Consider the following 13,283-nt stretch of genomic DNA (forward strand, 5'->3'; position numbering starts at 1 on the left):
TCTGTTTGATATTACATCATCTATCACTTTCCGGCGATATTTCACAACCATAATCAAATGATAATATAACAAAAATACTGAATGTGCATTATTATCCAAATCCATATTATAGTCAGTCCTTTCTTTTATTCGACTGATTATATTATACCACATCCGGCACCTTAGAACAAGTGTTCTCTTATATTTTTTGCAATTCATCTCGCCACCTAAAGAGGTGGGAGAATTCTTGCTATATCTTGTTAAATTTCTGTACTGGAGCCAAGGGAGTTCGAATGCTTTATGATTCCTTCTTTAAAGAAATCATGAATCCGGAAACCATACCGGAACGCCTGGAAGATTTCTTATCACTTGTATCAAATCAAAAAGTCACTATTTTGAAAGTCCTTCCTAATGATTCTACCCGCATTGCAGATGAAAGTTCACTACTGATCATGGATATTGTAGTTGAGCTATCCACTGGAAGCATCGCGAATGTTGAGGTGCAGAAGATTGGGTATGCATTTCCCGGGCAGCGATGCACCTGCTACTCTGCTGATCTGCTCCTTCGCCAGTACAAGCGAGTTAAGAGTGAGAAGAAAAAACGGTTCAGCTATCGCGATATCAAAAATGTCTATACTGTCATCCTATTCGAAAAAAGCACATATGAATTTCACAAATTTCCAGATATTTATATCCATCATTCTAATCAAAAAACCGATACTGGTTTAAAACTGGAACTGCTTCAGGATTATACCTTTATCGCTCTTGACATTTTCAAGAAAACTTTGCAAAATAAAGGTATCAATAACAAGTTAGAAGCTTGGCTTACCTTCCTATGTGTGGACGAACCGGAGACGATTATGAAACTAATCGAAGCCTTCCCCGAATTCAAGCCTCTCTATGATGATGTATACCAGATTTGTCGCAATACAGAAAAGGTGATGGAAATGTTTTCAAAGGAATTACAAGAACTGGATCGTAATACTGTGCAATATATGATTGATGAAATGCAGGATACGATTGATTCGCAGAAAAAAACGATCGATACCCAACAAGATACGATTGATTCGCAAAAAGGTATGATTGATTCGCAAAAAGATACAATTGTTTCGCAAAAAGGTATGATTGATGCCCAGCGGTTAAAGTTATCCAAAATGGAACAGGAACTCCTGGAATTACGAAAGAAGTTAAATTTTTAAACCTAATAGCAACTTCGAAATCGAAAAGCAGTCTTTGCAGATTATTCTTATTTTCCTGTAAAGACTGCTTTTTGTAATTGTCATATATGTTTCTCTTACCATAGTATTTGAAGCCAAAGGGCGCTGGTCGTGGCAAAAGAACCGTCCCTAAGTTCTAAGTTTACAATACACAACCGCCACTCCGGTACTCACCGCCGTCGCCAAGATCCCCGCCCCTACAATCGCCGCCGGGTTCACGCTGCCGTACTGGCTCCGGTAGGCGATTACATTTACCGGGATCAGCTGCAGTGAGGAGATATTCATAACCAAAAAGGTACACATCTCATTACTTGCGATTCCTTTCTTCCTTACCGGTCCCGGAAGTTTTCCTCGCCTTCTGTCTTCTTCCAGATCTGCCAGTGCTTCCATGGCTTTCAGCCCGGCGGGGGTCGCGGCCCAGCCGAGGCCTAGGACATTGGCAATGATGTTACTTGTTATATGTTCTTCCGCGGGATGTCCTTCGGGTAATTCCGGAAACAGAAAACGTATAAGTGGTCTCATTTTCTTCGCTGCAGCTTCCATGATCCCACCTTTTTTCGCGATTTCCATGATGCCTACCCAGAACGACATCACTCCCATCATCGTGATACACAGGGTGACTGCCTCTTTAGAGGAATCCAGTGCGGCATTTGTGACATCTGCCATTTTCCCGGTAAATGCGGCAAATATGATTCCCATAATAATCATGCCCGCCCATAAATAGTTCAGCATTTATTTCACCTGAAAAAGCTTCTCTCTAATAGATATGCGGAACCTTTTCAATATTTCACTTATAGTTCTTCTTCTTCAAATACCCAGATTGTTTCTTTTTAATCTTCCGCATGCTCCGCTTCAAAGATCTCCTGCATTTTCTGAACTTCTTCCTCCGAATATTCCTCCACAGTCTGCGCCGTCACATTTTTGATCTTCTGTTTCTTAAGCTTGAGATACACAATTTCCCGGAATAATGTATAGATAACCGAAACAATCGGGATAAAGATCAACATTCCGACAACCCCCATCAGATTTCCACCGATGCTGACTGCTGCCAGTACCCAGATTGAAGGAAGTCCCACGGAATTTCCAACAACGTGCGGGTAGATCAGATTTCCTTCTATCTGCTGAAGCACCAGGAACATAATAACAAAAACAACCGCTTGCCTTGGATTTACCATAAAAATCATAAAAGCTCCCAGGGCACATCCGATAAATGCACCAAAAATCGGGATCAGTGCGGTGAAGGCAATAATAATTCCGATCAGAAGTGCATACGGCATTCTAAGAATCGTCATCGTCACCACAAACATGCATCCCAGAATGATTGCTTCCAGACATTGCCCTGTCAGAAAATTGGAAAAGATCTTATAGGTCAGTGAGCATATCTCCAGTGCCGCCTCCGCTTTCCTTTTGGGAATAAATGCAAAAAATACCTTTCTGACCTGTACATGCAGTTTTTCCTTCTGAAAGAGAACATAACAGGCAAATGAAAACGCAATAAAGAATTTGGCCACGCCACCGACAAGATTACTCACCGCATTAAATGTCGTATTCATCACATTTCCGGCTCCGTTTCCAAGCATTCCCATTAGCCAGCTGATCATCTTATCCGGATTAAATTCAATCTGATCCACCCATTTCATCACATCCGGATTGTTATTCGTAAAATTCCCGACCCATTCCTGCAGTTTCGGAATGAACGCTGCAATGCTGCTTCCCAGGCTGGAAAATGTATCCCCCAACTGCGGTACAAGAACAAACATCACAAGTACGATCAGACCGACAACAATCGCAATTGTTAATACGAGACTGACCGGCCTTGCCAGCTTCTTCGCCGCTTTTCCTCTGTCTTCCTTATTTTTTCCGAACATTTTCGCTTCGATGAAGCTCATCGGGACATTGATGATAAATGCAATTGCACCTCCAAGTACAAACGGAAACGCAAGTCCCCATATCACTCCCACAATCTCTAAAACTTTATCGAAATTCCAGAGTCCAACCATAATCAAAATCGTAAATACAATCAATCCTCTTATTTTTCGAAGTGTTTCCTGACTCCAATCCATTTACGCCACGCTCCTCCTGCATTTCTTTCTGTAATTCTTCCTATTATTTCTGCTTTCTCCAACCTTTTCTCACTGCCCTCAGCACCTGAATCACCGGAAGATTCAGAATCGCCAGTCCACAGACGGTCAGGAACTGCCCGCCATCCAGCGTCACCACCTTGAACACATTGTGAAGTCCCGGTATCATCAGGACTGCTGTAATGAAAACAAAACCGATTCCGAATGCACCAATCAGATATTTATTATTAAACAGCTTTTTGCTGAACAAAATCATATCATCTGATTTACAGTTGAATCCGTGAACGAGCCTTGACAGGCACAATGTTCCAAATGCGAACGTGCTCCCGAGCGCAGCTCCGCCCTGACGGTATCCCAACAGAAAACCGATGGTTGTCATCACTCCGATCACCAGGCCTTCCAGACCTATCTTGCCCAAAAATGCTTTTGTCAGAATGGATTCATTCATCGGGCGAGGCTTTTCTTCCATCACATCTCTGCTGTGCGGTTCCAGTCCCAATGCGATTGCCGGAAGGCTGTCAGTCAGCAGGTTGATAAAGAGAAGATGAACCGGTTCAAACGGCACCGGAAGTGCTGCCAGCGAAGCAAAAAGTACGGTAAGAATCGCGCCAAAATTGCCGGACAGGAGGAACTGAATCGAATTCTTAATGTTTCGATAGACATTCCGTCCGTTTTCCACCGCTTTTACAATGGTTGCAAAATTATCATCTGTCAGCACCATCGCCGCCGCATCTTTGGCCACTTCGGTTCCGGTTATTCCCATCGCAACACCGATATCCGCCTGTTTCAGAGCCGGTGCGTCATTGACTCCGTCACCGGTCATGGCAACAATATTGCCTCGTTCCTGCCAGGCGCGGACGATCCGGATCTTGTGCTCCGGTGAAACGCGGGCGTAAACTGAGATCCGAGGAACAAATTCTCTCAGTTCCTCATCCGTCATCCCATCAATCTGTGCACCTTCGCACGCTTCTGAAAAATCTTTTAATATGCCGATACGTTTTGCAATTGCCGCTGCAGTGATCTTATGATCCCCAGTGATCATGACTGGTCGGATCCCTGCTTTGATACACTCTGCGACCGCCCCCATGGATTCTTCTCTGGGCGGATCCATCATCGCAATCATTCCCAGAAATACCAGATTCTCTTCATCTTCCACTTGTAATACCGGAGCCTGCTCTTTCGCAATGCTTTCGTCTGACTTACCTCCATCCTTTATCGGAATGTCCCGGTATGCAAATCCCAGAACCCGGAGTCCCTCTCCTGAGAAATCCTGATTCTGTTTTTCAATCTTTTCTATGTCCTTGGCACTTATTTCCCGGACACCGTCTGCCGTCTGGATCCGGATAGCACGGTTCAGAATTACGTCCACAGCACCTTTCACGGTCATACGGTACACGTGCTCTCCCTGCTGATTTTCCATCCAATGTAAAGTAGACATCAATTTTCTGTCACTGTCAAAAGGAATTTCCGACAGTCTCGGGTACTGTGCTCTCTCTTTGGACGCCTCGACTCCCAGTGCACTTCCCATATTAATGAGTGCCGTCTCTGTGGGATCGCCAATCTCAATTCCGTCTTCATTTGTCGAATCGTTGCACAGAATGCTATACCGCAAAAGCTGTCTCTGCAGTGTATCATTCAGATCCACCTCTGCAGCGCGGATTCTTCTGGCATCCACATAATAATCTTCCACGGTCATTTTATTCTGTGTCAAGGTTCCTGTTTTATCAGAACAGATCACGGACACACTGCCCAATCCTTCAACTGCCTGAAGTTTACGGATGATTGCATGCTCTTTAGCCATTTTCTGTGTTCCAAAGGAAAGCACAATCGTTACAATAGAACTGAGCGCTTCGGGAATAGCGGCAACCGCGAGTGCAACGGCAAAGAGAAATGCATTTCCGATATTCTCTCCCCGCAAAACACTGATTCCGAATAAAATGGCACAGAACACTAAAATAATAATGGATAGCTTCTGCCCAAACTGATCCAGATTCACTTGAAGCGGTGTCTTTTTCTCGGAAGCATTTTTCAGCAAACCGGCGATTTTCCCGACCTCGGTCTGCATTCCCACATCCGTCACGACAAAGCTTCCACGCCCGTATGTGACATAGCTTCCCGAAAACACCATGTTGGTCCGATCTCCCAGAGGAACTTCGTTTTCAATGACATCTTCCTGCTTCTCCACTCCAAGGCTCTCCCCTGTGAGTGCACTTTCATCGATCTTGAGGCTTGCATTTTCCAGAATTCTTCCGTCCGCCGGGACATAGTCCCCTGCCTCCAGCATCACGAGATCTCCCACGACAAGTTCCCGGACCGGGATCGGGGCGACCGCGCCGTCACGCATGACTTTCGCCTCCGGACCCGAAAGTTTCTTCAAGCTTTGCAGGGACTGTTCCGCTTTCAGCGTCTGTACCGTTCCGAGGATCGCATTGATCGTAATGACCACCAGAATTACAATCGCACTCTCCATATCTCCTAAAATTCCGGATATAATCGCAGATATGATCAATATAAATACAAGGAAATCTTTGTATTGCTCCAGAAAAATCTGCAGTACACTCTTCCTCTTCCCTTCCGTCAGTTCGTTCCATCCTGATCTCTCACGACTTTGTTCTACTTCCGTTTTGGATAGTCCGTCCGGATGGCTGTTCACTCTCTCCTGCACCTCAGCAGCTGTTAGCTGGTAAATTTCTTTCATCGTGTTTTCCTCCTACTTCCAAGTATTTACAATTCAGAAGACACTATGCAAAAAGATAAAAAGAAAAGACTTTCATTGCATACTTCTTCCTGCAATAAAAGTCTCACCGTTTTCTCACGATACCGGATGGGTTCCATCGTATTGACGATATCGTAAACGCATTCATGACAAACGTAGGTTACTCCCTTTTACTTATTAGTTATAATAATCAGATTCTATTATTTTGTCAATCATTTTCGGAAATTTGAAAGATTAAAAAAATTCCACCGGATCTGTTTGGCGTACACATGGCAAAAAACAAGAGACATATCTCAAATGGGATATGTCTCTTGCGGATTACACATTCTTAGTTTGTGATTGTCTTTTCTGTTTCTTTATCGAATACATGAATCTTGTCTGCATCCAAAGCAAATTTAACAGTATCGCCTGTTCTTGCTGTTGTTCTAGGATCAACTCTTGCAGTCATGCTTGCTCCTTCGTAATCGAAGTGTAAGTAAACTTCTGCACCAAGCATTTCGTATACACGGATTGTAGCTTCAATCAGAGTACCCTGAGATTTTGCGATAAATTCTGGTTCGTCATGTACATCTTCCGGACGGATTCCGAGAACAACTGTCTTTCCATCATATCCGCCATCGATAAGCTTTTTAGCTTTTGCAGCCGGAAGTTCGATATCAGAAGGACCAGCCTGAAGGTATACTTTGTCGCCTTTTACTTTACATACAGCATCTACGAAGTTCATCTGCGGAGATCCGATGAATCCTGCTACGAACAGGTTGCACGGGGTATCGTATAATACCTGTGGAGTATCTACCTGCTGAACAACACCTGCGTTCATAACTACGATTCTGGTTCCCAGTGTCATAGCTTCTGTCTGGTCATGTGTTACGTAGATGATGGTTGTACCTAATCTCTGATGTAATTTAGAGATCTCAATACGCATCTGTCCACGAAGCTTAGCATCCAGGTTTGAAAGAGGCTCATCCATAAGGAATACTTTCGGGTTACGAACGATAGCACGTCCCATAGCAACACGCTGTCTCTGTCCACCTGATAATGCTTTCGGTTTACGATCAAGCAGGCTTTCCAGGTCAAGGATTCTTGCCGCTTCACGAACCATTTTATCAATTTCCGGTTTCGGAACTTTTCTTAATTTAAGACCAAATGCCATGTTATCATATACAGTCATATGTGGATACAGAGCGTAGTTCTGGAATACCATTGCGATATCTCTGTCTTTTGGTTCTACATCGTTCACTACTTTATCACCAATCTTTAATTCACCGCTTGAGATGTCTTCCAGACCTGCGATCATACGAAGTGTTGTGGATTTTCCACATCCTGACGGTCCTACAAAGATGATAAATTCTTTATCTTCGATTTCAAGGTTGAAATCTTTAACTGCCTCAAATCCGTTTGGATAAGTTTTGTTGATATGTTTTAATGATAAACTTGCCATTGGTTCTTTCCTCCTAAAATGTTTTGATTACTTTTTATTACGGCTCAGCCGTTTTCTCTATCTGTCATTTAGTATAGTAAAAAAATCGTTTCTGGTCTATGTTCGGGTTGAACAAAGTTTTATAAACAAGGTGTACAAATTGACGAAACTACAAAAGTGCCTTATATACGTCACGTTTGCCGATCCCTCTGTCCTTTGCGACGCATTTCATAGCCTCTTTCTTCTCCATTCCCTGGTTCAGATAATACTCCATATGCTCCGGAATGCTCATCTGCTCCCATTTCCCTTGTTCTTCACGTCGTATCATTTCACGGCTTTTTCCCTCTGCAACCAGCACGCATTCTCCCTTTGGCTCATTTTCTTCATAATAAGAGACTGCTTCGGCAAATGTTGTGGTAAATGCTGTTTCGTGCTTCTTCGTAAGTTCTCTGCATACAGTCAGCCGGCGGTCTTCTCCCAGAACCTGCCCCAGTTCCTTCAAGGTCTTCACCAGGCGGTGCGGTGCCTCGTAAATGATCATGGTTCTGGTTTCTTCTGCCAGTTCCGCCAGAACTTCCTGACGCTCTTTTTTATCGGATGGCAGAAATGCCTCAAAAGCAAATCTTCTGGTTGACAATCCGGATATCGTGAGCGCAGTAATACATGCGGCCGCACCCGGAAGTGAAGTCACTGTAATCCCGGCTTCATAGCACATCTTCACCAGTTCTTCTCCCGGATCCGAGATTCCCGGCGTACCTGCATCTGTAATCAATGCTATGTTCTGTCCTTCCAGCAGTTTATCCACCAGCTTTTGTCCCTTTTCGATTTTATTGTATTCATGGTAACTGGTCATCGGTGTCTTAATCTCAAAATGATTCAGCAGCTTGATGCTGTTCCTCGTATCTTCTGCTGCGATCAGATCTACTTCCTTCAATGTCCGGATCACCCGGAACGTCATATCTTCCAGATTGCCGATGGGTGTCGCACACAAATATAATGTTCCCGCCATACGCTCTCCTTTCCGTTACCTGCCGTTATTTCCCAAGCCGTCCATTCCATAGTGTTCCAGTACTTCCTGTGTATATGTTCCATCTTTTTTGTAAACGATCAGCGGCGGTTCGATCGTCATTCTGGGCTTCGCACCCCGGATTCCTTCAATCAAAACCATATTTGGTTCCTTATCTATGTATGGATATACCAGACGCATCCTTTTGGGCTCCAATCCCGTTTCTGTCATTTTGGACAGAATCTCAGCAAGCCGAAACGGCCTGTGAACCATGTAAAATCGTCCGCCCGGTTTCAATACTTTTGTACTTTCCCGGATAATGTCATCCAGTGTACACAGTACCTCGTGGCGTGCGATCGCTTTCTCGCTTTTCGGATTTGCCAGTCCGTGTCCGCCGATCATATACGGTGGATTTGTACTCACCACATCCATCGATGACGGCCCGAAGATCATCGATGCTTCCTTAATATCACCGGTTACGATTTCCACCCGTTCTTCCAGGTGATTGTGCTGTACGCTTCTTCTCGCCATATCCGCACTCTCCTCCTGGATCTCCAGCCCGGTAAAATGCCTGCCTTCTGTCTTTGCAGCGAAAAGAATCGGGAGAATTCCCGTTCCTGTCCCAAGATCAAGAACACATTCTCCCGCTTTTATCTTTGCAAATGCACTGAGAAGAACCGCATCCATCCCAAAGCAGAACCTTCCCGGATGCTGTATGATCTCATATCCTTTTATCTGTAAATCGTCGAGCCGTTCCCCCTGTTTCAGATTAGTTGTCATCTAATTTTGACGCTCCTTCACCCTTTTCCAGAGCCGCAAGCTCTTTCATCTCCTGTTTCGTCAGCTTCACATCATTCTTACGCTTTCTCGGCCGGAACTTCAGTTCGCTGACCTTATAATCCCGGATCTCCTTCTCGTCGTTATCCAGGTTTACAATCACCTTTACCTGCTGTCTTAAGACACTCAATGAGTGCACCTCTCCCCGCAGTCCGTCACTGGTCGTCACGGTATCTCCCACTGCCGGGAGGCGGCTGTTCAGTTCTTCGTAGGTCTCTTCCTCGTTCGTCAGACAGCACATCAGCCTGCCGCATACGCCTGAGATCTTTGATGGATTCAGCGACAGATTCTGTTCCTTCGCCATCTTAATCGATACCGGTGCAAATTCAGACAGGTAAGTGTGGCAGCAAAGCTCACGCCCGCAGATTCCGATTCCTCCGCGGATCTTCGTCTCGTCACGTACCCCGATCTGTCTTAATTCGATCCTCGTACGGAACACCGCCGCCAGATCCTTGACCAGTTCACGGAAGTCGATTCTTCCGTCAGCTGTAAAATAAAACAGAACTTTATTATTGTCAAATGTGTATTCCGCATCGATCAGCTTCATTTCCAGTCCATGCTTCTGAATCTTCTCAAGACAGATGTTGAATGCTTCTTTTTCTTTTTTCCGGTTCTTCTCTTCGGTTCTCCGGTCTTCGTCTGTTGCAACGCGGATCACCGTCTTGAGCGGCTGGGTGATCTCCTCATCGGGGATTTCCTTCGGTCCCATCACGACATTTCCAAATTCCACTCCCCGTGCCGTCTCCACGATTACCTGATCCCCGCGCTGAATCTGCAGCTTGCCCGGAGCAAAAAAATAAATTTTCCCTGCAGCCCTGAAACGGACTCCTATTACTTTTGTCATCGGCTAATTCTCCTTTATCGTCAATAACAGAAGCTCCATTACCAGGTCAAAGTTCACATTCGCTTTCAGACGTGTTTTCGCCTTCTCCAGCGCATTCAAAATCGTTTCTATCCCTTCATAGGAGCTTTTCTTCGCGCGTTCCTTGATATAATCAAGCTGTTCGCTAAAAATCACTCTGTCAATATTCTTCGTTGCTTTGTAGATCAATACATCCCGATACCAGATCATCAGGATATCCAGATAGTCATTGATCTCGATCTTATACGCGGTAATCCGCTTAATCGCCTCGACCAGGTCGCTGACTTCCATCGTATCAATGTTCTTCAAAAGCTGGATTGCTTCTTCCTTGATCTCATTAAAATGCTCTGAGTTTGCCAGCATAATGGCCCTTCCCACATTGCCCTGTGCAAATGCCGTGCAGACATCCGCTTTGTAATCCGGAATCTCCAGCGTCTCCATCAGATACTTTTTCACCAGTTTATCCTTGATATTGCGAAGCTTCAGCATAACACATCTGGAACAGATCGTCGGGAGCAGGCTGTCTGCATTCTCCGTAAGCAGGAAGATCACCGCATAAGACGGCGGTTCCTCGATCGTCTTTAACAATGCATTCTGTGCCTGTACCGTCATCAGATCTGCATCCGGTACGATATAAATCTTATATTTCCCGTTGTACGGCTTCACCTGAATATCTTCATTGATCTGTACACGGATCTCATCTACACTGATGGAATTCGGTTTTTCATGGGTCACACGGATAATATCCGGATGATTGCCACTCATGGCCTGACGACAGGAATGACATTTATTACACGGCTCATCCCCATTGTTCTCACACTGAAGTTCCTGGGCAAAAAGCTTCGCCAGCAGCTTCTTTCCTGACCCTTTCGGTCCATTTAAAATATAAGCGTGAGACACTTTATCCTGCTTCACTGCATTTTTCATATATTCAATAATCTCAGTATGTCCAACGACATCTTTAAAACCTGACATAGCTTCACCTTCTTTAATGTATAAATTCCCGTAACTACCTGTTATTGTATCATAATTTCAGCGGAATACCTAGCCTAATTCGCCTGTTTTCTGCTGAATTCTTTCTGAAATTTTTCTTACCGTTTCCTCAAGTTCCCGATTTTCAAACCGTTCGGTAATTCCCACCGCTTTCAGATTCTCTTCCGAGAAATCCTCGGTATCTGCAAGGAAGCGTCTGCACATTTCCGCATATTTCGGCTCTTTCTGCATTCTCTCTCTGGTAAGTGCACGCATCAGACGTTCCCCGTCCTCCACTTCGATATAGAGTGGCACTATTCTTTCTTCGCCAAAATATTCTCTCATCTTCTGATAGGATTCCAGTGTCCCGATCATAAGATAATCTGCCGTATCCTGATCAAACTGTCCGTCATCCACAGTAAAATAGTTCCAGGGACCATGAACGGTGTCATAGGTGCGCAGCTCAATCACTTTCCCATCATCCAGTAACTGCTGCAATTTCTCTTCATTTACGAAATAGTATTCTTTCCCGTTCTTCTCCCCCTCACGGATCGGGCGGGTCGTGTAAATCGTGACCGTTTTCAGTTCCGGATGCAATTCTTTGATTCTTTTGTAAATGGTATCCTTTCCGGATGAACTTTTTCCCATCAGATAATATATATTACTCATTTTTCAGCACCCTGATTCTTCCTTTTTCCTGAATTCCTTCTATCTGAAATTTCTGTTCTTCATAAAATGCAAGAAGCTCCACCGCCTCTCTGCTGATTCGCTCGCCCGGCACAATGACCGGACTTCCCGGCGGATAGAGATACGCATATTCCATAGAGACTCTTCCTTCACTCTGTCTCCAGGAAATACTTTCTCCCAGTCCCTGTTCGTTCTTTTCGGCAATTTCAAACGGTGTAAACACCTGCTCCTGCCGCGGAAGCTCACCGGAAATCTCTGCACAACACTTCGGCTCTTCCAATTCCCCGTCAATCTCTAATAGTGCCTTCACCAGACGGTCCAGGCCTTCCTTCGTATCGGCGACCGATGTCATGGCAATCAAATACGTCCCTGCCACCATTTCCATTTGCAAATGATAGTCACGCAAAAGTTTCTCATATAACTCATGGCTCGTCAGATTCGCTTTTGAAACCGAAATTACGATTTTGGACGGATCATAATGATCGGATTCCAGAAGTCTCAGAAAGCGCAAAGCGGCAAGTTTATTTCTGGTTTCCGCAAGGCATTCGGCATAAATATGAAATGCCCTCGCACCTTCCTCCCCTGCCACAAAATCAATGCATGCATCCATACTCGCCATGAAGACATAAGAGGGGCTGCTGCTCTGCAGCATATCCAGATAACGCCGTATCCGTTCTCTGTTTGCAATCGGTCCGTTCATATGAAGAAGTGCCGTCTGGGTCAAGGATGGCAGCGTCTTATGAAGACTCTGGATCACCACATCGGCTCCCAGTCCATTTGACCGCTCCGGGAAATACGGGTGAAAGCCAAAATGTGCTCCGTGCGCCTCGTCCACAATCAGAGAAATTCCCTTTTCGTGCACGATCCGTGCAATCTCCCTGATGTCTGAAACCACCCCATCATAATTCGGAGAGACCACAACGACCGCCCGTATGTCCGGCTCTTCTTCGAGTGCTTTTCTGACATCTTCCGCGCGGATTTCTCCATTCCAGTGTTTTTCACCGTCAAAATCCGGATAGAGGTACCTCGGTCTCAATTCATTTAAATAGATAGCATGATGAACCGACTTGTGACAATGACGTGCCACCAGGATCTTATCGCCCTTCTTTGTACTTCCCAGAATTCCACTCAGAATTCCCACTGTACTTCCATTTACCAGAAAATGTGTCTCATCCGCCCCAAATACGGATGCCGCTCTTTCCTGCGCTTCCTTCAGAATCCCATCGGCATGATGCAGATCGTCGAACCCGTCTATCTCGGTAATGTCAATCGCATACGGCAGATCCACTCCCAGAATTTCTGTATTTCTTTTATGCCCGGGCATATGAAAGCCATAATAATCCTGCCGGGAGTATTCTTCTAATCTGTCATATAATCGTTTCATGCGTCCTCCATATTTCCTGCAGAACCACTTTTTTGTGTGTTCCGCCAACCTCTCATATCATAGCGCAACAAACCGCTATACCAAGTCCAGTTCTTAGTATAGCGGTTTTAAAATGGAATTAC

Annotated in this window: 12 protein-coding genes; 1 reads left to right on the forward strand and 11 read right to left on the reverse strand. The window is 44.9% G+C overall.

Features of this window, described 5'->3' with window-relative positions; genetic code table 11:
- The coding region (locus ACTNB3_RS07660; RefSeq protein WP_441025008.1) for a transposase at nucleotides 1–105 on the reverse strand (105 nt) is incomplete at its 3' end.
- Between the two features lie 167 nt (nucleotides 106–272).
- Here ACTNB3_RS07660 and ACTNB3_RS07665 point away from each other — a divergent pair.
- A complete protein-coding gene (locus ACTNB3_RS07665; RefSeq protein WP_441024966.1) occupies nucleotides 273–1,178 on the forward strand; it encodes a PD-(D/E)XK nuclease family transposase in 906 nt (301 codons plus the stop codon).
- Between the two features lie 147 nt (nucleotides 1,179–1,325).
- Here ACTNB3_RS07665 and ACTNB3_RS07670 read toward each other — a convergent pair whose 3' ends face one another.
- The 10 genes from ACTNB3_RS07670 to ACTNB3_RS07715 form a co-directional block, all read right to left on the reverse strand.
- Nucleotides 1,326–1,928, reverse strand: coding sequence for a nucleoside recognition protein (locus ACTNB3_RS07670; protein WP_441024967.1), 603 nt, complete (start codon nucleotides 1,926–1,928; stop codon nucleotides 1,326–1,328).
- Between the two features lie 98 nt (nucleotides 1,929–2,026).
- Nucleotides 2,027–3,259, reverse strand: a complete 1,233-nt coding sequence (locus ACTNB3_RS07675; protein ID WP_441024968.1) for an AI-2E family transporter — start codon at nucleotides 3,257–3,259, stop codon at nucleotides 2,027–2,029.
- 43 nt (nucleotides 3,260–3,302) lie between these two features.
- Entirely contained in the window at nucleotides 3,303–5,975 is a 2,673-nt protein-coding gene (locus ACTNB3_RS07680) for a cation-translocating P-type ATPase (RefSeq protein ID WP_441024970.1), read from the reverse strand.
- 346 nt (nucleotides 5,976–6,321) lie between these two features.
- Nucleotides 6,322–7,434, reverse strand: coding sequence for an ABC transporter ATP-binding protein (locus ACTNB3_RS07685; RefSeq protein ID WP_427820652.1), 1,113 nt, complete (start codon nucleotides 7,432–7,434; stop codon nucleotides 6,322–6,324).
- A 148-nt stretch (nucleotides 7,435–7,582) separates the two neighbouring features.
- Nucleotides 7,583–8,422, reverse strand: coding sequence for a 16S rRNA (cytidine(1402)-2'-O)-methyltransferase (gene rsmI / locus ACTNB3_RS07690; RefSeq protein WP_427805942.1), 840 nt, complete (start codon nucleotides 8,420–8,422; stop codon nucleotides 7,583–7,585).
- 15 nt (nucleotides 8,423–8,437) lie between these two features.
- Nucleotides 8,438–9,199: a tRNA1(Val) (adenine(37)-N6)-methyltransferase gene (locus ACTNB3_RS07695; RefSeq protein WP_427805943.1), complete on the reverse strand. Its 762-nt coding sequence runs from the start codon at nucleotides 9,197–9,199 to the stop codon at nucleotides 8,438–8,440.
- A complete protein-coding gene (locus ACTNB3_RS07700) occupies nucleotides 9,189–10,100 on the reverse strand; it encodes a PSP1 domain-containing protein (protein WP_427820651.1) in 912 nt (303 codons plus the stop codon). The genes ACTNB3_RS07695 and ACTNB3_RS07700 overlap by 11 nt, the downstream gene beginning before the upstream one ends.
- A gap of 3 nt (nucleotides 10,101–10,103) precedes the next feature.
- A complete protein-coding gene (gene holB / locus ACTNB3_RS07705) occupies nucleotides 10,104–11,093 on the reverse strand; it encodes a DNA polymerase III subunit delta' (protein WP_427820650.1) in 990 nt (329 codons plus the stop codon).
- Nucleotides 11,094–11,162: 69 nt separating this feature from the next.
- The gene (locus tag ACTNB3_RS07710; RefSeq protein WP_427805946.1) at nucleotides 11,163–11,759 is read right to left on the reverse strand and encodes a guanylate kinase; all 597 of its coding nucleotides are present in this window, start codon (nucleotides 11,757–11,759) and stop codon (nucleotides 11,163–11,165) included.
- The gene (locus ACTNB3_RS07715) at nucleotides 11,752–13,161 is read right to left on the reverse strand and encodes an aminotransferase class I/II-fold pyridoxal phosphate-dependent enzyme (protein ID WP_427820649.1); all 1,410 of its coding nucleotides are present in this window, start codon (nucleotides 13,159–13,161) and stop codon (nucleotides 11,752–11,754) included. The genes ACTNB3_RS07710 and ACTNB3_RS07715 overlap by 8 nt, the downstream gene beginning before the upstream one ends.
- Between the last annotated feature and the right edge of the window lie 122 nt (nucleotides 13,162–13,283).

The sequence above is a fragment of the Bariatricus sp. HCP28S3_D3 genome (genome assembly GCF_052065755.1).
Classification (GTDB): domain Bacteria; phylum Bacillota; class Clostridia; order Lachnospirales; family Lachnospiraceae; genus Allocoprococcus.